Genomic DNA, 24,021 nt, shown 5'->3' on the forward strand with positions numbered 1-24,021 from the left:
AGGCGGCCAAGCCGTCCGCCTTCGACAAGGCGGTGCAGTCCGCGACCCGGTCGGCCGCTTCCTCGGTCGGGCGCCAAGTCGCGAACGAGCTGGGCCGGGCCGTCTTCGGCGGATCGCGCCGACGGTCGTCCTCCGGCGGCATCGCCGGGCAGCTGGTCCGCGGCATATTGGGCAGCCTGTTCAAATAGAGCGACTATAAGAGTCAAACTCCGTTCGGGCTGAGCCTGTCGAAGCCCTGCCCTGCTCTTCCCGAAGAAAAGGACAGCCCTTCGACAAGCTCAGGGCGAACGGAGGTGGAAGCGGACGGCCACATCCTCCGCTCAACTTCCGGTATCCCTCGCTTGAGAAATACTGCCCGGCCTTTCGCCCCCAAATGGTTGCCGCGTCCCCCTGCCAGTCGCTAAGGACCGCGCATGACCGATCCCGCGCCGTCCCGGCATCCGCTGACCTTCCCGAATTTCCGCGCCTATCTGGTCGGGCGGTTTGCGGCCGTGCTGGCCCAATATGCGATGATGATCGTGCTCGGCTGGCAGGCCTACAACGTCGCGCGCGAGACGATGAGCACGTCGGGGGCAGCGGCGCAGCTGGGCCTGATCGGCCTGGCGCAGTTCGTGCCCCTCTTCTTCCTGACGCCGGTCACCGGATGGGTCGCCGACCATTTCGACCGGCGGACGATCACGCGGATCACGCTGACCTGCCTGATGCTGTCGGCCGGGCTGCTGTCCTTCGCCACCTATGAAGGCTGGGTCAGCCTGCCGCTGATCTTCGGCATCGCCGCGATCGTCGGTATCGCGCGCGCCTTCAACGGCCCGGCCTACAGCTCGCTCGCCCCCAACCTGATCCCGCGCGAGGTGCTGCCCAACGCTATCGCCATGTCGAGCGTGGCGATGCAGACGGGCATCATCATCGGTCCCGCGCTGGGCGGCTATGCCTATGCGGCCGAACCCTGGATCGCCTATGCGCTCGCCGCCGGCCTGTTCGGCTTCGCGCTGACGGGCATGATGATGATCGGCCCGGTGCCCCAGCCGCCACGCGACACCAGCCGCCGCCCGATCCAGCAGATGATCGACGGCTTCGCCTATGTCCGCGGCAACCGGCTGGTGCTGGCGGCGATCACGCTGGACCTGTTCGCCGTGCTGCTGGCCGGCGCGACCGCGCTGCTGCCGGTCTATGCCCGCGACATCCTGCATGTGGGATCGGCGGGCCTGGGCCACTTGGCCGCGTCGCCCGGCATCGGTGCTGGCCTTACCGCCCTTTATTTCTCGATCCGCCCGCTGAAGCGCGAGGTCGGCCTCAAGATGCTGGTTGCCGTCATCGTCTTCGGCCTCGCCACCGTCAGCTTTGGCCTCACCGCCTTCGCGCCCCGGTCCATCGCGACGGAGCTGGCGATCGGGTCGCTGATCGTGCTGGGCTGCGCCGACATGATCTCCGTCTATGTGCGCCAGTCGCTGATCCAGCTCCACACGCCCGATGCGATGCGCGGCCGCGTGTCGAGCCTGTCGCAGCTCACCATCTCCGCCTCCAACGAACTGGGCGAGGCGGAATCGGGCTTCCTGGCGGCGCTGGTCGGGCCGATCGCGGCGGTCATCGGCGGCGGCATCGGCGCGATTATCATTACCCTCATCTGGGCGCGGCTCTTTCCCGAGCTGCGTCTTGCGCGTAGTTTCGACCCACCCGACATCGGAGAGGCGGACGTCACTCAGGAGAAAGCGATATGAAGGCCTCCAACATCTTGGAAACCATAGGCAACACCCCGCATATCCGCGTGAACCGGCTGTTCGGCGACGCGCAGGTGTGGATCAAGTCCGAACGCGCGAATCCCGGCGGATCGATCAAGGACCGCATCGCGCTCGCCATGATCGAGGCGGCGGAGGCTTCCGGCGCGCTGAAGCCCGGCGGCACGATCATCGAGCCGACGTCGGGCAACACCGGCATCGGCCTCGCCATGGTCGCGGCGGTCAAGGGCTACAAGCTGGTGCTGGTCATGCCCGAGAGCATGTCGATCGAGCGCCGGCGGCTGATGCTGGCCTATGGCGCCAGCTTCGACCTCACCCCGCGCGAAAAGGGCATGAAGGGCGCGATCGAGCGCGCCCTGGAACTGATCGCGCAGACGCCCGGATCGTGGATGCCGCAGCAGTTCGAGAACCCGGCGAATATCGACGTGCACGTCCGCACCACCGCGCAGGAGATCCTGGCGGACTTCGCCGACGCGCCGATCGACGTGCTGGTCACGGGCGTGGGGACCGGCGGCCACATCACCGGCACCGCCGAGGTATTGAAGAAGCAGTGGCCGAACCTGAAGGTCTTTGCGGTCGAGCCGACGCTCTCCCCGGTCATCAGCGGCGGCCAGCCCGGCCCGCACCCGATCCAGGGCATCGGCGCGGGCTTCATCCCGGCGAACCTGCACACCCAGCTGCTCGACGGCGTGATCCAAGTCGATCCGGCCGACGCCAAGGAATTCGCCCGACGCGCCGCGCGGGAGGAAGGAATGCTGGTCGGCATCTCGTCCGGCGCGACGCTGGCGGCGATCGCGCAGAAGCTGAAGGAACTGCCGGAAGGCTCCCGGGTTCTGGGCTTCAACTATGACACTGGCGAGCGCTATCTGTCGGTGCCCGATTTCCTGCCCGAATAAGGCACAGCACCTCCGTCCTCCGTTCGCGCGGCCGTTGGCCGGACGCGGACGGAGGCGTGAGCGAGACATCAGGTGACCCGAACCGATACCCCTTCCCTGCCGATCTGGCTGCTCTGGGCGCTGCTGTTCGTCGGCCTGCCCTTTGCCGTCGCCGCCTGGGAAAGCCGCCCCCGGCCCGAAGGCGCGAACCGGCCCATTGCGGCGATGGCCCGGGCGAAGCGGCCGGCGGCCGCCCCGCCTGCCGTCGAGCCGGTGGAGGTCTATGCGCTGGAGCGGGACCAGGCGCGCGCGTTCAACGCCGCCGTCCCCTTTTCCCGCGGCCCCAATCCGGCCGCCCGGCCGTTCGTCTTCACAGGATCGGAAACCGATCTCGCCCGCGCGCTCGACTGCCTGGCGGCGGCAGAGCTCTACGAAGCCGGGGACGATGCCACCGGCGAGCGCGCGGTCGCACAGGTGGTGCTGAACCGGGTGCGCCACCCCGCCTTCCCCAAGACCGTCTGCGGCGTCGTGTTCCAGGGACAGGAGCGCGCCACCGGATGCCAGTTCACCTTTACCTGCGACGGGGCGTTGGCCCGCACGCCGTCGCAGGCCGCCTGGGATCGCGCACGGGAGATCGCGAGGGGCGCACTGGCCGGACAAGTCTACAAGCCGGTGGGCTATGCCACCCATTATCATACCGACTGGGTCGTGCCCTATTGGAGCGGCAGCCTGGACAAGATCGCGTCGGTCGGCACCCATCTCTTCTTCCGCTGGCAGGGCTGGTGGGGCACGCCGGGTGCCTTCCGCCGATCGGGCGAGACCGGCGAGCCGGTGATCGCCCGGATCGCCCGCTTCTCGCTTGCCCACAAGGACGCGCCGCCGCTGCCCGGGACAGGCACGGCGCCGATGCTCGCAGCGGCGGCGGATCTGGCGGCCCGGCCGAAGCAGGCGATCGACGCCGCGTCCGTGGGCAAGGCGGTGGGCGGCGCGCGGCTGATCGCGGTGGCGCCGGGGGCGAAGAGCTTCCTGGTGGAACTGGATCGCAACGCGCCAGCCGACAGCTGGCCCGCCATGGCGCAGACCTTCTGCGCCGGGCGGCCGGAATGCCGCATCATGGCGTGGCGCGCGGGATCGGCGCCGGCGGGGTTGCCGCTGTCCGGCGACCAGCTGGAATCGATGAGCTTCGCCTATATCCACAATATCGCGACCGGGCTGCAGCGCTCACTGTGGAACTGCGCCCAGTCGCCGCGCGCCAGCAAGAGCGAATGCATGCGCCAGCGCGTGCCGGCGGCCGCGCCGCCCCCCGTCGTCGCCACCGTACCGGAGCTGGCCGGCGTGCGCCGGAAGGAGCGGTTCGAGACGGTGAAGATCGGGCCGGTCGCGTCGCAGCCGGCGGCACCCGCGGCAGGCCCGCCACAGGGCCCCTCGCAATAGCGGACGGTCGCTATCCCGCGTTCCTTGCATCGCCCCCCTTCACAAGTCCCGCTCCTTTTCCTATATGGGCAACTCAAATCCGGTCCGTTCCGCGCTTCCTGGCGCAGGCGGACCGTCCCCCGAACCGCTCGGGGACCGACAACGAATAGCGCACGATGTCGGCGGAATGGGGCGGTTTCGACGGGTTTCACAGACGCTGTGAGTGCGGATCGGACAGTCCCGGCCCGCACTTTTTTGCGTGGCGAATCGAGGCGAATCAGGCCCTCGACATCGTCCGCGCCGGACTGAATTTCCGCCGGGATGCGGAAAATGCGACGAAAGAAGGCAAGGACAACGCATGGCGACCAAGGCTCTCCCCCCCATCAGCAACACCGGCGCGAAGAAGCGCATCCGCAAGGTGTTCGGCGACATCCACGAAGTGGTGCAGATGCCGAACCTGATCGAGGTCCAGAGGGAGAGCTACGAGCAGTTCCTGCGCTCCGACCCCAAGATCGGCTATGTCTCCGGTCTGGAAAAGACGCTGCGCAGCGTTTTCCCGATCCGCGACTTCGCCGGCACCGCCGAGATGGACTTCGTCCATTACGAGCTGGAAGAGCCCAAGTACGACGTCGAGGAATGCCGCCAGCGCGGCATCACCTACGCCGCGCCGATGCGCGTCACGCTGCGCCTGATCGTGTTCGAGGTGGACGCCGACACCGAAACCCGCTCCGTGCTCGATATCAAGGAGCAGGACGTCTACATGGGCGACATGCCGCTCATGACCCAGAACGGCACCTTCATCGTCAACGGCACCGAGCGCGTCATCGTGTCGCAGATGCACCGCTCGCCGGGCGTCCTGTTCGACCATGACCGGGGCAAGACCCACTCGTCGGGCAAGTACCTCTTCGCCGCGCGCGTCATCCCCTATCGCGGCAGCTGGCTGGACTTCGAGTTCGACGCCAAGGACATCGTCAACGTCCGCATCGACCGGAAGCGCAAGCTGCCGGTGACGGCACTGCTCTATGCGCTGGGCCTGAATGCCGAGGACATCCTGGGCTATTTCTACAACAAGCTGACCTTCGTCCGCGGCGAAGGCGGCTGGCAGATCCCCTATGCCGCCGAGGCATGGCGCGGCATGAAGCCGGCCTTCGACATCGTCGACGCCAAGTCGGGCGAGGTCGTCTTCGCCGCCGGCCACAAGATTTCGCCTCGCGCGGCCAACAAGGCCGAGAAGGACGGGCTGGAAACGCTGCTGATCCCGACCGAGGAGATCTACGGCCGCTACAGCGCGTTCGACCTGATCAACGAGGCGACCGGCGAGATCTATATCGAGGCGGGCGACGAGGTTTCCCCTGAGAATCTGGAGAAGCTCGACAAGGCGGGCATCGACCGGATCGAGCTGCTCGACATCGACCACCAGTCGACCGGCCCCTGGATCCGCAACACGCTGAAGGCCGACAAGGCCGAGGACCGCGACCAGGCGCTTTCCGACATCTATCGCGTCATGCGCCCCGGCGAGCCGCCGACGCGCGAGACCGCCGAGGCGCTGTTCGCCGGCCTGTTCTTCGATCCGGAGCGCTACGACCTGTCGGCCGTGGGCCGCGTGAAGCTGAACATGCGCCTCGACCTCGACGCCGAGGACACCGTCACCACGCTGCGGACCGAGGATATCCTGGCCGTGGTCAAGGAACTGGTGAACCTGAAGGACGGCAAGGGCGAGATCGACGACATCGACAATCTCGGCAACCGCCGCGTCCGTTCGGTGGGCGAGCTGCTGGAGAACCAGTATCGCGTCGGCCTGCTCCGCATGGAGCGCGCCGTGAAGGAGCGCATGTCGTCGGTCGACGTGTCGACGGTGATGCCGAACGACCTGATCAACGCCAAGCCCGCCGTGGCCGCGGTGCGCGAGTTCTTCGGTTCCTCGCAGCTGTCGCAGTTCATGGACCAGACCAACCCGCTCTCCGAAGTGACGCACAAGCGTCGCGTCTCGGCACTCGGGCCGGGCGGCCTCACCCGCGAGCGCGCGGGCTTCGAGGTCCGCGACGTCCATCCGACCCACTATGGCCGTATCTGCCCGATCGAGACGCCGGAAGGCCCGAACATCGGTCTGATCAACAGCCTCGCGACCTTCAGCCGCGTCAACAAGTACGGCTTCATCGAGACGCCCTACCGCAAGGTCATCGACCACAAGGTGACCAACGAGGTCGTGTACCTGTCGGCGATGGAAGAGGCCAAGCACACCATCGCCCAGGCGAACGCCGAGGTGAACCCGGACGGCACCTTCGTTGAGGACCTCATCTCGGCCCGCGAGGCCGGCGAGTTCCTGATGGCGCCGCGCGACCACATCACCCTGATGGACGTCAGCCCCAAGCAGCTCGTCTCGGTCGCAGCCTCGCTCATCCCCTTCCTGGAGAATGACGACGCCAACCGCGCGCTGATGGGATCGAACATGCAGCGCCAGGCGGTGCCGCTGGTCCGTGCCGAGGCGCCGTTCGTCGGCACCGGCATGGAAGGCACGGTGGCCCGGGATTCCGGCGCCGCCATCGCCGCCCGCCGTGCCGGCATCGTCGACCAGGTGGACGCGACCCGTATCGTCATCCGCGTGACCGGCGACATCACGCCGGGCCAGTCGGGCGTCGACATCTACACGCTGCAGAAGTTCCAGCGCTCCAACCAGGACACCTGCATCAACCAGCGTCCGCTGGTGAAGGTGGGCGACCTGATCGAGGCCGGCGACGTGATCGCCGACGGCCCGTCGACCGAGTTCGGCGAGCTGGCGCTGGGCCGGAACACGCTGGTCGCGTTCATGCCCTGGAACGGCTACAACTATGAGGACTCCATCCTGATCTCCGAGCGGATCGTGAAGGATGACGTCTTCACCTCGATCCATATCGAGGAGTTCGAGGTCATGGCCCGCGACACCAAGCTGGGGCCGGAGGACATCACCCGCGACATCCCTAACGTCGGCGAGGAAGCGCTGCGCAACCTCGACGAGGCGGGCATCGTCTATATCGGCGCCGAGGTGGAGCCGGGCGACATCCTGGTCGGCAAGATCACGCCGAAGGGCGAGAGCCCGATGACGCCGGAGGAGAAACTGCTCCGCGCGATCTTCGGCGAAAAGGCGAGCGACGTACGCGACACGTCCTTGCGCCTGCCGCCGGGCGTCGCCGGCACGGTCGTGGAAGTCCGCGTGTTCAACCGCCACGGCATCGACAAGGACGAGCGCGCGATGGCGATCGAGCGCGAGGAGATCGACCGCCTGGCCAAGGACCGCGAGGACGAACGCGCGATCCTCAACCGCGCGACCTTCAACCGCCTGCAGGAAATGCTGCTGGGCCAGATCGCCACAGCCGCGCCCAAGGGCGTCAAGAAGGGCATCGTCATCGACGAGGCTCTGCTGGGCGAGGTCGAGCGCCACGAATGGTGGAAGTTCGCGGTCGAGGACGACAAGGTCCAGGCCGACCTGGAAGCCGTCAAGGCGCAGTATGACGAGGCGGTGAAGGCAATCGTCGAGAAGTTCGAGGATCGCGTCGACAAGCTGCAGCGCGGCGACGAGCTGCCCCCGGGCGTGCTGAAGATGGTCAAGGTCTTCGTCGCGGTGAAGCGCAAGCTGCAGCCGGGCGACAAGATGGCCGGCCGTCACGGCAACAAGGGCGTCATCAGCCGCATCCTGCCGATCGAGGACATGCCGTTCCTGGAAGACGGCACCCATGTCGACATCGTGCTCAACCCGCTGGGCGTGCCGTCGCGCATGAACGTCGGTCAGATCTTCGAGACGCATCTCGGCTGGGCCGCGCGCGGCCTGGGCGAGCAGCTCAAGCATGCGCTGGAGGAATGGCGCGAAGCCAATCCGAACGCGCAGGGCGGCGAAATGCCCGATGCGGTCAAGGCACGACTGCTCGACACCTATGGCGAGCAATATGCCGACCAGATCGAGGCGCGGACCCCCGAGCAGATCGTGGACCTTGCCGAACATCTGTCGCGCGGCGTGCCGATGGCGACCCCGGTGTTCGACGGCGCCCGCGAAGCGGACGTGTCGCGGATGCTGGAGCTGGCCGGGCTGCACTCGTCGGGCCAGTCGGACCTGTATGACGGCCGCACGGGCGACAAGTTCGACCGCAAGGTGACCGTGGGCATCATCTACATGCTGAAGCTCCACCACCTGGTCGACGACAAGATCCACGCCCGTTCCATCGGCCCCTACTCGCTCGTCACACAGCAGCCGCTGGGCGGCAAGGCGCAGTTCGGCGGCCAGCGCTTCGGCGAGATGGAGGTGTGGGCGCTCCAGGCCTACGGCGCCGCCTACACGCTGCAGGAGATGCTGACGGTGAAGTCCGACGACGTGGTCGGCCGCACCAAGGTCTATGAGGCGATCGTCAAGGGCGACGACACCTTCGAGGCCGGCATCCCCGAGAGCTTCAACGTGCTCGTCAAGGAAATGCGCTCGCTGGGCCTCAACGTCGAACTCGCGTCCATGGACGAGGTCGAGGACGACAGCGGCTTCGCGGCGGCGGCGGAATAAGGGAATGACGGAGCGCTGCCCCTGGGGCGGCGCTCCCTCCCCCAAGCCCGCTCCGAGAATTTACCCTCTAGAGGGAATGAAAAATGAACGAACTGACCAACTTCGCCAATCCGATTGCCAAGCCGGAGACCTTCGACCAGATCCAGATCGGTCTGGCCTCCCCCGAGCGCATCCGGTCTTGGTCCTTCGGCGAGATCAAGAAGCCGGAAACCATCAACTACCGCACGTTCAAGCCCGAGCGTGACGGCCTGTTCTGCGCGCGCATCTTCGGCCCGATCAAGGATTACGAGTGCCTGTGCGGCAAGTACAAGCGCATGAAGTACAAGGGCATCGTGTGCGAGAAGTGCGGCGTCGAGGTGACCGTCTCGAAGGTCCGCCGCGAGCGCATGGGCCATATCGAACTGGCCGCGCCGGTCGCGCATATCTGGTTCCTGAAGTCGCTGCCTTCGCGCATCGGCCTGCTGCTCGACATGCAGCTCAAGCAGCTGGAGCGCGTGCTCTACTTCGAGAGCTACATCGTCACCGAGCCGGGCCTCACCCCGCTCGAGAAGTTCCAGCTCCTCACCGAGGACGAACTGCTCGACGCGCAGGATGAATATGGCGAGGACGCCTTCACCGCCGGCATCGGCGCTGAGGCCGTCAAGCAGATGCTGATGGACCTCGACCTGGAGGGCGAGAAGCAGGCGCTGATGGACGAGCTGGCGACGACCAAGTCGGAGCTGAAGCCCAAGAAGATCATCAAGCGCCTGAAGGTCGTCGAGAGCTTCCTCGAGTCCGGCAACCGTCCCGAGTGGATGATCCTGGACGTCGTCCCGGTCATCCCGCCGGAACTTCGCCCGCTGGTGCCGCTGGACGGCGGCCGCTTCGCGACGTCGGACCTGAACGACCTCTATCGTCGCGTCATCAACCGCAACAACCGCCTGAAGCGCCTGATGGAGCTGCGCGCGCCGGACATCATCGTCCGCAACGAGAAGCGCATGCTGCAGGAGGCGGTCGACGCGCTGTTCGACAATGGCCGCCGCGGCCGCGTCATCACCGGTGCGAACAAGCGTCCGCTCAAGTCGCTGTCCGACATGCTGAAGGGCAAGCAGGGCCGTTTCCGCCAGAACCTGCTCGGCAAGCGCGTCGACTATTCGGGCCGTTCGGTGATCGTGACCGGTCCCGAGCTCAAGCTGCACCAGTGCGGCCTGCCCAAGAAGATGGCGCTCGAGCTGTTCAAGCCCTTCATCTACGCCCGTCTCGACGCCAAGGGTCTGTCCATGACCCTGAAGCAGGCCAAGAAGTGGGTCGAGAAGGAGCGCAAGGAGGTCTGGGACATCCTGGACGAGGTGATCCGCGAGCACCCGGTCATGCTGAACCGCGCGCCGACGCTCCACCGCCTGGGCATCCAGGCGTTCGAGCCGGTGCTGATCGAGGGCAAGGCGATCCAGCTGCACCCGCTGGTCTGCTCGGCGTTCAACGCCGACTTCGACGGCGACCAGATGGCCGTGCACGTCCCGCTGAGCCTGGAGGCCCAGCTGGAAGCGCGCGTGCTGATGATGTCGACCAACAACATCCTGTCGCCCGCCAACGGCAAGCCGATCATCGTTCCGTCGCAGGACATGGTTCTGGGTATCTATTACCTGTCCATGGAGCGCGAGGGCGAGCCGGGCGAAGGCATGTTGCTGGCCGACATGCAGGAAGTCCACCAGGCGCTCTATGCCAAGGCGGTCACGCTGCACTCGAAGATCATCAGCCGCGTTCCGCAGACCGACGAGGCCGGCAAGCAGTATATGAAGCGCTATGAGACCACCCCCGGTCGCATGCTGCTCGGCGAATGCCTGCCCAAGTCGCACCGCGTGCCGTTCGACGTCGTCAACCGCCTCCTCACCAAGAAGGAGATCGGCGACGTCATCGACCAGGTCTACCGTCACACCGGCCAGAAGGACACGGTACTGTTCGCCGACGCCATCATGGCGCTGGGCTTCCGTCACGCGTTCCAGGCCGGCATCAGCTTCGGCAAGGACGACATGGTGATCCCGGACTCCAAGACCGCGATGGTCGACGAGACCAAGGCGCTAGTGGCCGATTACGAGCAGCAGTATCAGGACGGCCTGATCACGCAGCAGGAAAAGTACAACAAGGTGATCGACGCCTGGAGCCGTTGCGGCGACCAGGTCGCGAACGCCATGATGGACGAGATCCGGGCTATGCCGAAGGATCCGGAAACGGGCCGGCTGGCGCAGATCAACTCGATCTACATGATGGCCCATTCCGGTGCCCGCGGTTCGCAGGCCCAGATGAAGCAGCTCGCCGGCATGCGCGGCCTGATGGCCAAGCCTTCGGGCGAGATCATCGAGACGCCGATCATCTCGAACTTCAAGGAGGGCCTCACCGTCCTTGAGTACTTCAACTCCACCCACGGCGCCCGCAAGGGCCTGGCCGACACCGCGCTCAAGACGGCGAACTCGGGCTATCTGACCCGCCGGCTGGTCGACGTGTCGCAGGATTGCACGGTCGTCGAGGAGGATTGCGGCACCGACAAGGCGCTGGAGATGAAGGCGATCGTCCAGGGCGGTTCCGTCATCGCCTCGCTGGGCGAGCGTGTTCTGGGTCGGACGACCGCGGAAGACATCGTCGACAGCAAGGACGGCAGCGTGCTGGTTCCGATCGGCACCCTGCTGGACGAGGCGCTGGTGGCGAAGATCGAGGCCATCGGCACCCAGGCGGTGAAGATCCGCAGCCCGCTGATCTGCGAGTCCAAGATGGGCGTCTGCGCCAAGTGCTACGGCCGTGACCTGGCCCGCGGTACGCCGGTGAACATCGGCGAGGCCGTCGGCGTCATCGCGGCGCAGTCGATCGGCGAGCCGGGCACGCAGCTGACCATGCGGACCTTCCACATCGGCGGCGCGGCGAACTTCAACGAGACGTCGAACCTGGAATCGGTGGCGGACGGCACGATCGAGCTGCGTGACATGCCGACCATCGTCGACAAGAATGGCCGTCGCCTCAGCCTCGCCCGCAATGGCGAGTTGGCGATCATCGACAGCGAGGGCCGCGAGCGCGCGACCCATCGCCTACCCTATGGCGCGACCATCCTGTTCGACAATGGCGCGGCCGTCAGCAAGGGCGACCGGATCGCCGAATGGGATCCGTTCACCATGCCGGTGATCACCGAAAAGCCTGGTGTCGTGAAGTATCAGGACCTGATCGACGGCAAGACGCTGACCGAGCAGACCGACGAAGCCACCGGCATCGCCCAGCGCGTGGTCACGGAATTCCGTGGCTCCGCCCGGTCGAAGGAGGATCTGCGTCCGCGCCTGACCCTGCTGGACGATGCGTCCGGCGAGGCCGCCCGCTACATGCTGGCGGTGGGTGCGACCCTGTCGGTCGACGACGGTGCGCAGGTTCAGGCCGGCGACGTGCTGGCGCGTGTCAGCCGCGAAGCGGCCAAGACCCGCGACATCACCGGCGGTCTGCCGCGCGTCGCCGAGCTGTTCGAGGCGCGCAAGCCGAAGGACAACGCCATCATCGCCAAGGTGTCGGGCCGCGTCCAGTTCCTCAAGGACTACAAGGCGAAGCGCAAGATCGCCATCGTCCCCGAGGATGGCGGCGAGACGGTCGAGTACCTGATCCCCAAGAGCAAGGTGATCGACGTCCAGGAAGGCGACTATGTGAAGCGTGGCGACAACCTGATCGGTGGTTCGCCCGACCCGCACGACATCCTGGAGGTGCTCGGCATCGAGCCGCTGGCCGAATATCTGGTCGCGGAGATCCAGGAGGTCTATCGCCTGCAGGGCGTGAAGATCAACGACAAGCACATCGAGACGATCGTCCGTCAGATGCTGCAGAAGGTCGAGATCACCGTGTCCGGCGACACCACGCTGCTGGTGGGCGAGCAGGTCGACCGCGAGGAGATGGACGAGATCAACGCGAAGCTTTCCCCGGGCCAGCAGCCCGCCGAAGGCAAGCCGGTGCTTCTCGGCATCACCAAGGCGTCGCTGCAGACCCGGTCGTTCATCTCGGCCGCGTCCTTCCAGGAAACCACCCGCGTCCTTACCGAGGCGGCGGTCCAGGGCAAGAAGGACACGCTGGTCGGCCTCAAGGAGAATGTCATCGTCGGCCGCCTCATCCCGGCGGGTACCGGCGCCGGCATGAACCGCCTGCGCGTGGCGGCATCGTCACGCGACGCGGCGCTGCGTGCGGCGCTGCGGTCGACCAACGAAGCGCATCTCATCGCGCCGAAGACCGCGGCCGAGGAGCATGCCGCCGAACTGGCGCAGGGCCCGGAAGCGGCGATCGGCGACGATCCGCTGGGCGCGGTTCAGGGTGAGGACTTCACCACCGAGGATATGGACTAAGACGAAGGTAGAGGTTTGAAATGGGGCGGCCGCTTCCTACATGGGAAGCGGCTCCCATGCCTTCCCTCTCCATCGGGAGCATAGACGACCCGCCGGACGTTCCCCCACGTTCCGGCGGGTTTTCCTTTTCCACGCTCCTGCGCACGGAGGGCGCAAACCTTCGCAAACCCTCTTGACCAATGCGCGGCCCCAGCCTATCTGCGCGTCTCCGAGCGGGGCACGGCCTTGCTCCGGTGCCCGATCCTCTAATGGTAAGAGAGCGGACTCTGACTCCGTCAATCAAGGTTCGAATCCTTGTCGGGCATCCAAACTTTTTTCTGAGCTTCCCCATCCCCGTCAGGGACTTGCTGTCCAGGCGCGGCGTCGACATCGGTCATTAAGCGATGCGGCTGGAAAGAGATGCTTTGCCGTAGTGACGGCGTTGTCCTTCGCGATCTATATCCCTTACCCCGAGCCCAAATGTCATCCAAGGGGGAGCGGTTCGCGGTGCCTGACGGCATCTGACGTTCGATCACAATCCGGCTTCACGAAAGCAGACATCGTCCACCCGGCATAGAAGGATGGAACGCCTGCATTCTTCGCCGCGAATCCTATAATGACGACGGAGGATGATAAGGATACGTCACACAAACTCTGTTTCTACAAGCACATGAGGGATGCTCGTCGGATGATCGGATCGCAATCCAGCCGGACGGTCGTTGTCGCCGCGGCAGTGGCTGTTCCGCTGATCCTGCTGGCCCTGGCGATCCTCATCGGACAGGGATTTGACGAAAACGACAAATTGAGGCGGAATGTAGAGCTGTCCCACCAACATCGGGCGGCATTGCAGCGGGTTCTCTCCCTGCATCAGGACCTGGAACTGGGGCAGCGCGGCTACCTGCTCACCGGTGACCCACAATTTCTGGAACCCTATTATTCCGCCAGCCGCGACGTCGACCAGGCGATGGCGGTGCTGGAGGATGGGGCCTTCGGCCAAGGCAATGGCCAGTCCTACGCGGCCCTTCGTCGGGATTCTGATGCCAAACGGGGCTTCGTCGATAGGATCATCCGCCTTCAGCGGGCGGGTAACATCCAGGAAGCCCTGCGGGTCGTACGCAGTGGCGAGGGCAAACGGCTGATGGACCGTCTCCGCGTGGAGGTGGCGCGACTTTCTCGGCTCGAGCAGGAGCAACTCGTCCGTCGCACCAATGCTGCGGATGCGGCGCGCATGCAATTGCGCTCTCGGACGGTATTGCTGCAGACTACTCTCCTGCTTCTGCTGGCGCTCGCGGCATGGCTCGCAGCGCGAAGCAACGCCGCGCGTCAACGTGCGTTACGGGAAGCGAGGGATCTTGCCTCAAGACAGGAAAGCATCTTCGACAGCGCGAAAGACGGGATGATTGTGATCAATCCTAGCGGGAGCATCGAAAGCCTCAATCCCTCGGCCGCGAAGATGTTCGGTCAGGATGCGGCGGACCTGTTGCGACGGGACATCGGCGTCTTGTTCGAGATCGCGCCCGATCGGGGACGCGTCGAGAGCTTTCTGCGCCGGCTGGGCGCCAATCGTCGCGAGACTTATGGACAGGTGCAGGAATTCGTCGGGCGCCGCCCCGACGGCAGCAGCTTTCCCGTCGAGGTTTCGATCAGCCCGGTGCGGCTTGTGGAATCAACCCTGTTCCTCGCGGTGATCCGCGACATCAGCGAGCGGCGGGAGATCGAGCAGATGAAGACCGAGTTCGTGGCCACGGTCAGCCACGAACTTCGTACCCCGCTCACGTCGATTGCTGGCTCGCTCGGCCTGATCAGCGGCGGCGCTGCGGGAGAGCTTTCACCCAAAGCCGCGCGACTGGTGGAAATCGCGCACAGCAATGCGCTGCGGCTCGTTCGCCTCATCAACGACATTCTGGATATCGAAAAGATCGAAGCGGGTCGCATGCAGTTCGATATCCGCCCCATCGCGCTCGATCAGCTTCTTCCCAAGGCGGTCCAGCAGAGCGCGGGCTTCGCCAGCCAGTTCGACGTGCAGGTCGATATCATTCCGCCCCCCGCCGGGGCCGCGGTGCTGGCCGATGAGGACCGGTTGATGCAGGTCCTGACCAATCTGCTCTCCAACGCGATCAAATTCTCGAAGCCCGGCGGCGTGGTGTCGCTGAGCGTGACCTCACTCGATCGGCGCTACCGTATCAGCGTCGCGGATCGCGGCAGCGGCATACCCGATAGCTTTCGCGAGCGAATCTTCAGCAAGTTCGCGCAAGCTGACGGCTCCGACACGCGCCAGAAGGGCGGTACCGGCCTGGGCCTCAGCATCGTGCGCGAGATCGTGCTGCGCCTTGGCGGCTCGGTCAGCTTCGAATCGGCAGAGGGAGAGGGAACGGTGTTCCATGTCGATTTGCCGGCCACTGCGTCGCCCCAAACGCTGGCATCGGCTCCCCTGCCCCAGCCTGAACCCATCGCCGCGGCAAGCCTCCCGATCATTCTCCATGTCGATGACGATCCGGACATGCTCGACGTGCTCGCCAACGCTTTTGAGGGAAAGGCGCGGCTTCGTTCGACGCCGAGCGTCGTGGCTGCGCGCAGGATCGTCCGGAACGAGGACATCGATGCAGCGATCCTCGACATCGGCCTGATCGACGGCTGCGGCACCGAGCTGGTTCCCCTGTTGCGCCAGCGGCGGCCCGAATTGCCGATCCTCGTGTTCACTGCGCAGGAGGCAGAACTGTGCCAGACGGATGGCGTTGACGTGGTGCTCGTCAAGTCGCGCGCTGGTCTGGACGAACTGGTCGCGGAAACGATGCGGCGGATAGTCCGAACGGAAGAGGGACTGCAATGACACGAATCTTATATGTCGATGACGAAGCCGACATTCGCGAGGTGGCGCAAATGTCGCTTGAGCTCGATCCGGCCTTCGAGGTCCGGACCTGTGCCTCCGGAGCAGAAGGGATTGCCGAAGCTTCGGCCTGGCGGCCCGATCTGATCCTGCTCGACGTCATGATGCCGGGGATGGATGGCCCGACGACCTTCACGCGCCTCCAGGAGCAGTCCGAAACGGCTGCGATCCCCGTGGTGTTCATCACCGCGCGCACCCAGGCCCAGGATGTCGCCAGTTTTCACGCCCTAGGCGCCCGCGGTGTTATCGCAAAACCCTTCGACCCGATGACGCTTACCGCGCAGGTGCGCGATCTGCTCAATGGCTGAGTTCGACGACCGCATGGCGGCGCTGCGCGACCGCTTCATTGCCCAGACTGCCCAGGATCTGGAGCGGCTCCGCGCCGGCATCCCAGCACGCGACTGGATCGACGTGCGCGACATATGTCACCGGCTTTCCGGCCGCGGGGGGATGTTCGGATTTCCGGAACTGGGCGATGCCGCGCGTGCGCTCGAGGAATCGATCGACCGGGGCGACGCCCTCCAGGTACTGGATCGCTTGTCCGACCAGTTGCTGGCGGAAGCGGAGCGGCTCGCTCAAGGCCGCTGAAATCCTTTCCGCACCATCGTTCCCCAGCCCTGCTTCTTGCGCGCGAACTGCCACCAGCCGCGCACGCGCCAGAGGTTGTTGAGCTGCCGATAACCGAAATTCTCGATCACGGCGGCAACGGTCAACATCGCGAGATCGCGGGCGTGCTTCAGTCTCCGCAACTGCACTTCCTCCAGCACCAGGGTCGCGACGCTGATGAAGACGCCAAAAGTAAAGACGACCGCCAGGAAGGCGAGGAAATGATCGAACGAGATCAACCCCAGCAACCAGAGCGGCGGCACCAGCACATAGCCCGCGATCTCGACGATTGGGCCCATCACATCGACCAACCAGACCTGTGCGAAACCGAGAAAGCCGATCCGGCCATATTTGGGATTGAGGAACATGTCGCGATGCTTGCGATAGGTCTCAAGCGACCCGCGCTGCCAGCGCGCGCGCTGATTTGCCAGGATCGAGAGGCTTTCCGGCGCTTCGGTCCAGCTCACCGGCTCAGGGATGTAGGTGATCCGGTAATCCCGCTTGCGGTCGCGCATGAACCGATGAAGCTTGACCACCAGTTCCATATCCTCGCCGACGGTATTATGGCTGAAGCCGCCGACATCGAGTACGCTGCTTCTCCGGAAGAGCCCGAAGGCGCCGGAGATGATCATCAGGGTCTGCATCTGGCTGAGCCCCAGGCGGGCCATCAGGAACGCGCGCAAATATTCGACCACCTGGAACAGGGCCAGGATGTTGCGTGGCAGACGGGCTTCGATGACCCGCCCGCTTTCGATGCGGCAGCCATTGGCAATACGGATCGTACCACCGACAGCCACCGTGCGGAGGGGATCCTCGATGAAGGGGCGCACGACGCGAAGCAGCGCGTCCGGCTCAAGCAGCGTATCGGCGTCGATCACGCACACCAGCGGCGCACGCGCCACGTTGATCCCGGCATTCATCGCGTCGGCCTTGCCGCCGTTTTCCTTGTCGATCACAAGCAGCCGCGGATAGGCGGGATTGGCGTAAAGGCCGCGAATCGGCCGATTCTGCAAGGCGAGTTCATGGTATCGCTGTACGGGGACGAGCGAATAGTGGTCGACGAGGCGGCGTAGCGTGCCATCCTTCGATCCATCATTGATCACAATCACCTCGAACTCCGGATAATGGAGCGCGAGTAGCGCCTCGACGCTCTCGATGATCGTGAGTTCTTCATTATAGGCCGGGGCGATCACCCCGATCGGCGGCGCAACCTCGGCATAGCGGTCCCACAGCACGGTGGTCGACGGCAGTGGCGGACGCCGGTGCAGCGCGTAGCCGGCAAAGGCAAGCTGGACGATGTAGACCAATATCTGGATCAGGCCGGTTGCGATCACGAACCCGGTGACGATCTCTGCCGCCTGGTATGTCCAGGGCGGAAAGTCGATCACGGCTGAAGTCCCCGCTCTGCCAGCATGGTGACGGCAGCGTCACGCGCCGGGCCATAGCCCTGGACGGCGGCGGTGCGAAGCTGGGAAAGCCCCGCTTCTCCAAGTTCGATAAGCGCCTCAGCAGCGCGAAACCGCACCCACCATTCCTGATCGTTGAGAAGGTCACCGAGCCGCTCCGCGCTGTCAATGAGAGCGATACGCCCCGCAGCCCGCGCAGCCGCGGCGCGAGCAGCCATGGACCCGCTCGACAGACCGGCGATGATTGCCTCCCGTCCCCCGGGATGCCCCAACTTGCCGAGTGCATGAAGGTAGCGGGGCAACTCCTCGGACTCATCCGTCGCTTCGAGTGCAAGCGATCTGATTACCGGCACGAGGGAATAATCGCCGGTGTTCGAAAGCGCTTCGATGGCGGAGACGCGTACCTCCAGATTCTGATCGGGATGGAGCACCAGTCCCTTGATTTCGTCCGGCTGTGTCTCGGCAATCCTCCGGAGCAGGCCGACCATCGTGCGCGACGGTTGTCTGGATCCCAGGCCCAGCCTTCGAACCAGATCCTGAGCATCGAACTGCTCGCCTTTTTCGGCCAGTGCCTGAGCGGCGGCGAGACGGATGTCATTGTTGCGGTCATCAAGCGCACGCCACAGCGCCGCGCGACTGACCGGATCGTCAAGCTGGGCAAGCCCCTGAAGCGCGATCGCCCTTTCCCGCTGAGACCAGGAACGCATCCGCTTTGCGAGCCGCCCAGGGACGCCGAGCCGGCCGGCATTGGCCATGAATGCATCACGCTCCGCGCCCCGGACAAGCTGGATCAGCTCAAGCGATAGATCGGTGACGACATGATCCGGAATGCTGTGCAGGACGGCCAGGTCGGGCTCGGCTCCTCCGAGCAACAGCGGGACAAGTCTTCGTCGCGCCTCGAGATAGCGCGAGCGCCGCCAATTCGTCCACAGCCGGATGACGACGAGCGCCACCATGACCGCGAGCGCCGCGCATGACAGCATGAGAGACGACGCCCAGATGAGCTGTAGCGCGTTCAAAATCTCAGGCCTAAGCCCAGCCCGAACTGGGTGCGGTCGGACCCTGTCGCGCGATCCTCATGCGCCAACGACAGACGAAGCGTGGTGCGCGAATCAAGATCGTAGCTGACGCCGCCGAAAACGCTTTGCACATCGACGACTCTCCCCTCGTCGGTATCGGGCGCTTCGCCATAGCCGACGAACAAGCGCAGCGGATCGATCGGCAGCAGATCGCCGCGTACCAGGAAACCGGAGCGACGCGTTCCCCTCTCGTCGAACAGGTTGATCCAGCGGCCGGTCACCCAGAAGCGACCTCCGACATATTGCTCGATGCCCGGCGCAACGCTCTGCACGTCACCTACAGCAAAGCGCGCCTGTCGCGCGTCGAGCGTCAGGACCGTGGCATAGGCGCCACCATGCAGGCGCGCGGAGCCACCGGCGCCGACCTGCCATTTGGGACGGAAATCCGGGTCGATCGTCGCGCCGAAGGTCACATAGCCGCGGATACCCGGCGCAATCGATCCTTCGGCCGATACTTCGCCGTAAACATCGTCGATGCCGAAACGCCGCGCATATTCAATCCTGCCTCCCAATGCGGTGCTTTCGTCAAAGCGATAGCGCAGCGCCGCCGCCGCCTCCTTCCAGTCGACCTGGGGACCGGTCAGGGTGGAATAGCTTCCCTCCAGATCGAGTTGCCAGCGCGATGGGACCGGTTCTGATGCCAGCTGGCTCCGCAGCGCTGCCGCTTCCTCATTGGCGGTGTCGACGAGCTGAAGTTCCCGCAGTGCGCCCGCATGGTCTCCGCGACGCTGCGCGACGCGCGCAAGGCCGATCCGTGCATCGGCATAAGCGGGCGCAACCGCCAGCGCCGCGCGGAAAGCCTTTTCCGCAGCGTCCAGCCGGCCGCCTGCAAGCTGCGCCAGGCCGAGCTGCACCTGGGCATCCGCATTCCGCGGATCGGCTGCAACGATGCCTTCGAGGAGTACTACAGCCCTTTCGACATTCCCGGCCAGCCTGGCCTGCACGGCGGCTCTATATGCCTCTTCGCTCGAAGCCCCCGCTTGAGCTGGTGCGCTGAGCGCGGCCAGCAACGCAAGGACTGGTCCGCTCATTTGGTCGCCGCGAACAAGCGGGCGAGACGGGTCATCAGCTCCTCCGGGATGAATGGCTTGACCAGATAGTCGCTGGCGCCAAGTTCGAGGGCGTCAACAATGTCGTTTTGCTGCTTCCGCGCGGTGAGCATCACGATCGGGATATGGGCGGTTTCCGGAGCCTCGCGCAGGCGGCGGAGCACCTGCTGCCCATCCATGACCGGCATCATCATGTCGAGAACGATGGCGTCGGGCAGGTGCTGCCCGGCCAGTGAGACTGCCTCAGCCCCATCACGCGCGGCCACCACTTCGTAGCCCTTGCCCTCGAGGCGATAGGTGAGAAGCTCGATAAGAAGCTCATCATCGTCGCACACCAGAATTTTCTTTTTCGCCACGCTACGCCCCCGGACAATGACTCGTCCTCCGGCAAAACTACCTCCAAGCGATTCCTGATCCAACCGCCGGATGCATTTTTTCAGAGTTTGTGGTATCTTAAGCATGAGTTCGGGATTGATGTTGCTTGTTCGGGAGATATGGGCGCCAGCCTGCATCCTCGCGCGCGCGCTCGGGCCGCCATCGTTCAACGCATCGGATGCTTGACCAGCTGCCAGCGCCCGGCACTTTGCGCCAAGGCCACCATAGCAGCGCAGCGGTTGCGATCCCCGCGGCCACCGTCATCGCCGTGGCGGGGAGATCGGTCAGTATGATCACCCACTGGCCCACATTCTGCTTTTGCCGATCATTTCGAATCCGATCAACTGGGCCGCCGTGGCGGCGGCTGCGAAACCGAAGCCCAATCCCCCTTCGGGCGTGCGCGCTGCGATCTCCCCCGCTCCGATATTGGCTTTCCCCACCGCCTTCGGTGGCGACCTGACGCAGGTGTAGCGAGCAGTGCGCTCCTCTGTAACAGCGGCTCGCTCGCATGTCTGATCGGCCGACCCACCACGCCGTATCGAGATACGATTATAGATTTTGCCACTAGGCGGACACTCGCTAACTAGCGGTGACCGAGAAATTTTTATGGGGTCCGAGCCGTCCGCCGAGCGGGGCTATTTAGAGACCCCAGTTGCCTCCGATAGCCTGGATCAGCGCGATCACAGCGACGTGGCGGTTCGTCACCGCCATCGGCAGGCAAAATGCTTTGCTGCGGGTTGCCTCCATTCATGTGGCATGGAGGCCGACGACGGTCATGAAATTTGGCGGCGTTTTGCCACGGTGACCGTGCGGCCAGCCAATCAGCACCCACACGGTCAATGGCCAGGAAACGGATTCTTTGGCGTGAAGTCACCCCGGCGGGGTGCTCTCCCTCACTGCTCCCTGATGACGAGCGATCGGCCCAGATAGCGCGCTGGCTTCACATTGGGCAAAGTTTGGATCTTGCGCCCTTTAGTGCTCATCCAGGTAACTTCGACCTTCACCGCATCCATGGACTTCAGTCCGAAATGGAGCGGCGCCGCATTCTCCGAATTATAGCCATCGCCCGTCGAGAGCTGCCGCGTGGCCAATATTTTCCCGGCCCTGTCATAGAGACGCACTTCCGCACCCATGCGCGTAAAGTGCCCATTCCTGTCCAGCAGGGTTACCGACAGGCTGCGCCTGGCCGCCACAGGCTCCAGATCATTGTGGAACAGGAAATGGCCGCCCTGGTTCGTATAGCCACGCATCACCGACAGATCGAGCGCGCCGTCCCGGTCATAGTCGACCCATTGCACGCCATGATCGCCAACGTTGAGCTTCGACGTCTCTGTCAGAACCTGGCGAAAGCCCTTTCCCCCCTCGTTATGGAAAAGGCTGTCCTTGGGTTGTTGCTGGTCGCGCGGACCATGGTAGGAGGTGACGTAGAGATCCGGATAGCCGTCATTGTCATAGTCGCCCCACACCGCACCGACGGCATGATTGTCGATGCCCACCCCCATTTCCTTCGCGACGTTGGTGAAGGTGCCGTCGCCATTATTATGATAGAGTGCATTTACGCCATAATTTGGCACGAACAGGTCGAGATTGCCGTCATTGTCATAGTCACCGACGGCGCAACCGACCCCACCCTCCTCCTTTGAGCGGCCCGGATTGTCCAAGCCCAGTTCCGGCGCCACGTCGGTGAAAGTGCCATCGCCATTGTTGCGCCAAAGCGCATCGGTCGCGCCTGACTGATTGGCCAGGAACACGTCCAGAAAGCCGTCGCGATTATAATCGAACCAGCAAGCCCCGACCGTGGGTCGGCCATCCGACACGCCGGCGCCTGGCGAGACCTGCACGAACTTACCCTTGTCGTTGCGATAGAGGCTGTTGGGGCCAATGCGGTTGGCGGCATAGACGTCGAGGTCACCATCATTGTCATAGTCGACCCAACTGGTCTGGCGCGCCGAGCGGTTCGGGATGGTCAAGCCCAGTGCGGGCGCGACATTGGTGAACGTCTTGCCGCCCTCATTGTGGAAGACCAGGCTCAGTTCGCCCGGCATGGTCGCACCGGCGAGCAGGTCGATCCAGCCATCGCCATCATAATCGCCCCAAGCCACGCCGCGCATTTCCGGGCCGGAGGTGGGAAGCCCCAGTTGCGGCCCGATATTGACGAAGGTGCCATTGTCATTGCGATAAAGGCGGATATCGCCGCCCTTGAGCGACACAGCGAGGTCGAGGTCGCCATCATTATCGAAATCGGCCCAGCTGTTGGACAAGGACCCGGCAATGGCGAAATCGCCCGGCTGTATGGATGTGAAGGGCGGCTCTATGGGAGAAGCGGCATCCTGTGCCGTTGCAGGCTGACACAAAAGCATCAGCGGCAGGATGTGGCAAAGCGTCCGGTTCAGCGATGGCATGGGTGTTCCCTTCCCCTTTTGTCAGATTTGGCTGGCTTTGCGCGTGTCGGGCATGCGCAGATAGACGATGAGCGACACCGCGATCATGGCGGTGACGTACCAGTAAAAACCGCCTTCCACCCCGGCGTGCTTCATCCAGAGCGCGACATATTCAGCGGTGCCGCCGAACAATGTGTTGGCCAGCGCATAGGGAAGCGCGACGCCCAGTGCACGGATGTTGGCCGGAAACAGTTCCGCCTTCACGATCGCGTTTATAGAGGTGTAGCCGGTGACGATCACCAGGCCGCCCAGCACGAGCAGGAAGGCGCTAAACGAAGAGGTGACCTTTTCCAGCGCCGTGAAGATCGCGGTGGTGAACAGGACGCCGCTGATGCCGAAGCCGATCAGCAGGGGCTTTCGGCCGATGCGGTCGGACAGCCAGCCGGCCATGGGCTGCACCAGCATGTAGATGAACAGCGCCGACGCCATGATCGCCGTCGCGGTCTGGCGGCCGAAGCCCGCACTGTTGACCAGGAATTTCTGCATATAGGTGCTGTAGGCATAGAAAGCGAGCGTGCCGCCCGCCGTCAGCGCCATGACCAGCAGCACTTCCCGCGGATGCCGGCGGATGAGGTTCAGGCCACTGGAGCGGGGCTGTTCCTTCACCGCCGCGCTTTCCTCAAAGGCTTCGGTTTCCCTGAGGCCCCGGCGCAGGCGATAGACACCGACCGCCATCACCCCGCCGATCACGAACGGGACGCGCCATCCCCAGCTTTCCAGCTGATGTTCGGTGAGGAACAGCTGCAGCAGCAGCAGGACGCACAGTGCGAGTAGCTGCCCGGCGATCAGCGTCACATATTGGAAGCTGGAGAAAAAGCCGCGCTGGCCGCTCTGCGCCATTTCCGACAGATAGGTCGCGCTGGCGCCATATTCGCCGCCGATCGACAGGCCCTGCATCAGCCGCGCGAACAAAAGCAGCGCAGGTGCAGCGACACCGATGCTGGCATAGCCGGGGATGGCCGCGATCATCAGCGATCCACCCGCCATCAACATGACCGAGAGGGTCAGGCCCGCCTTGCGCCCCTTGCGATCGGCATAGATGCCCATCGCCCAGGCGCCGATCGGTCGCATCAGGAAGCCCACGGCGAAGATCGCCGCCGCATTCAGCAGTTGGGCGGTGCTGTCGTCGGACGGAAAGAAGACCGGCGCGAAATAGAGGGTGAAGGCCGAATAGACATACCAGTCATACCATTCGATCAGATTGCCGATGGACCCGCCCAGGATGGATTTCAGGCGATCCTGGCGGGAGATGCTGGCCGGAGAGAGAGACGAAACATGTTCCATCCCGCTTGATACGGACGGCCGACGGCGTT

General features: G+C 64.6%; 15 protein-coding genes, 1 tRNA gene and 1 pseudogene. 11 read left to right on the forward strand and 6 right to left on the reverse strand.

What is annotated here, in order from left to right:
* The 10 genes and pseudogenes from M529_RS36730 to M529_RS36775 form a co-directional block, all read left to right on the forward strand.
* A pseudogene (locus M529_RS36730) lies at window positions 1–188 on the forward strand (ATP-binding protein); the annotation flags it as partial.
* A gap of 225 nt (window positions 189–413) precedes the next feature.
* A complete protein-coding gene (locus tag M529_RS36735) occupies window positions 414–1,718 on the forward strand; it encodes an MFS transporter (protein WP_021318261.1) in 1,305 nt (434 codons plus the stop codon).
* The gene (gene cysK, locus M529_RS36740; protein WP_021318262.1) at window positions 1,715–2,632 is read left to right on the forward strand and encodes a cysteine synthase A; all 918 of its coding nucleotides are present in this window, start codon (window positions 1,715–1,717) and stop codon (window positions 2,630–2,632) included. Before M529_RS36735 ends, cysK begins: the two co-directional genes overlap by 4 nt.
* 72 nt (window positions 2,633–2,704) lie before the next feature.
* Complete coding sequence (locus M529_RS36745) at window positions 2,705–4,045, forward strand: cell wall hydrolase (RefSeq protein ID WP_021318263.1); 1,341 nt, start codon at window positions 2,705–2,707, stop codon at window positions 4,043–4,045.
* 337 nt (window positions 4,046–4,382) lie between these two features.
* Window positions 4,383–8,546 (forward strand): DNA-directed RNA polymerase subunit beta, encoded by a 4,164-nt coding sequence (gene rpoB / locus M529_RS36750; protein WP_021318264.1) that lies wholly within the window; start codon window positions 4,383–4,385, stop codon window positions 8,544–8,546.
* A gap of 83 nt (window positions 8,547–8,629) precedes the next feature.
* Entirely contained in the window at window positions 8,630–12,886 is a 4,257-nt protein-coding gene (rpoC, locus tag M529_RS36755) for a DNA-directed RNA polymerase subunit beta' (protein ID WP_021318265.1), read from the forward strand.
* Between the two features lie 234 nt (window positions 12,887–13,120).
* A tRNA-Gln gene (locus M529_RS36760) sits at window positions 13,121–13,194 on the forward strand.
* A 359-nt stretch (window positions 13,195–13,553) separates the two neighbouring features.
* Window positions 13,554–15,695 (forward strand): ATP-binding protein, encoded by a 2,142-nt coding sequence (locus M529_RS36765; RefSeq protein ID WP_021318266.1) that lies wholly within the window; start codon window positions 13,554–13,556, stop codon window positions 15,693–15,695.
* Window positions 15,692–16,060, forward strand: a complete 369-nt coding sequence (locus tag M529_RS36770; RefSeq protein WP_021318267.1) for a response regulator — start codon at window positions 15,692–15,694, stop codon at window positions 16,058–16,060. The genes M529_RS36765 and M529_RS36770 overlap by 4 nt, the downstream gene beginning before the upstream one ends.
* A complete protein-coding gene (locus M529_RS36775) occupies window positions 16,053–16,340 on the forward strand; it encodes an Hpt domain-containing protein (RefSeq protein WP_021318268.1) in 288 nt (95 codons plus the stop codon). Before M529_RS36770 ends, M529_RS36775 begins: the two co-directional genes overlap by 8 nt.
* Here M529_RS36775 and M529_RS36780 read toward each other — a convergent pair.
* Genes M529_RS36780 through M529_RS36795 form a run of 4 tightly spaced genes read right to left on the reverse strand, consistent with a single transcriptional unit; the run spans window position 16,328 to window position 20,248 of the window.
* Window positions 16,328–17,746: a glycosyltransferase family 2 protein gene (locus M529_RS36780; RefSeq protein ID WP_021318269.1), complete on the reverse strand. Its 1,419-nt coding sequence runs from the start codon at window positions 17,744–17,746 to the stop codon at window positions 16,328–16,330. The two genes, M529_RS36775 and M529_RS36780, sit on opposite strands and share 13 nt — an antisense overlap.
* Entirely contained in the window at window positions 17,743–18,747 is a 1,005-nt protein-coding gene (locus M529_RS36785) for a HEAT repeat domain-containing protein (RefSeq protein WP_021318270.1), read from the reverse strand. The genes M529_RS36780 and M529_RS36785 overlap by 4 nt, the downstream gene beginning before the upstream one ends.
* 32 nt (window positions 18,748–18,779) lie before the next feature.
* The gene (locus tag M529_RS36790; protein WP_084491130.1) at window positions 18,780–19,874 is read right to left on the reverse strand and encodes a YaiO family outer membrane beta-barrel protein; all 1,095 of its coding nucleotides are present in this window, start codon (window positions 19,872–19,874) and stop codon (window positions 18,780–18,782) included.
* Window positions 19,871–20,248, reverse strand: a complete 378-nt coding sequence (locus M529_RS36795; protein WP_031295026.1) for a response regulator transcription factor — start codon at window positions 20,246–20,248, stop codon at window positions 19,871–19,873. The genes M529_RS36790 and M529_RS36795 overlap by 4 nt, the downstream gene beginning before the upstream one ends.
* 337 nt (window positions 20,249–20,585) lie before the next feature.
* Here M529_RS36795 and M529_RS49750 point away from each other — a divergent pair, with 337 nt between their 5' ends.
* Complete coding sequence (locus tag M529_RS49750) at window positions 20,586–20,738, forward strand: hypothetical protein (RefSeq protein ID WP_021318273.1); 153 nt, start codon at window positions 20,586–20,588, stop codon at window positions 20,736–20,738.
* Window positions 20,739–21,160: 422 nt separating this feature from the next.
* Here the strand turns inward: M529_RS49750 and M529_RS36800 are convergent, their stop codons facing one another.
* Together M529_RS36800 and M529_RS36805 are read right to left on the reverse strand one after the other, a co-directional pair.
* Window positions 21,161–22,669 (reverse strand): CRTAC1 family protein, encoded by a 1,509-nt coding sequence (locus M529_RS36800; RefSeq protein ID WP_021318275.1) that lies wholly within the window; start codon window positions 22,667–22,669, stop codon window positions 21,161–21,163.
* A 21-nt stretch (window positions 22,670–22,690) separates the two neighbouring features.
* On the reverse strand, window positions 22,691–23,992 hold the full coding sequence (locus tag M529_RS36805; protein WP_021318276.1) for an MFS transporter: 1,302 nt from the start codon (window positions 23,990–23,992) through the stop codon (window positions 22,691–22,693).
* Window positions 23,993–24,021 lie beyond the last annotated feature (29 nt).

This window comes from Sphingobium ummariense RL-3, assembly GCF_000447205.1.
Classification (GTDB): Bacteria; Pseudomonadota; Alphaproteobacteria; order Sphingomonadales; family Sphingomonadaceae; genus Sphingobium; species Sphingobium ummariense.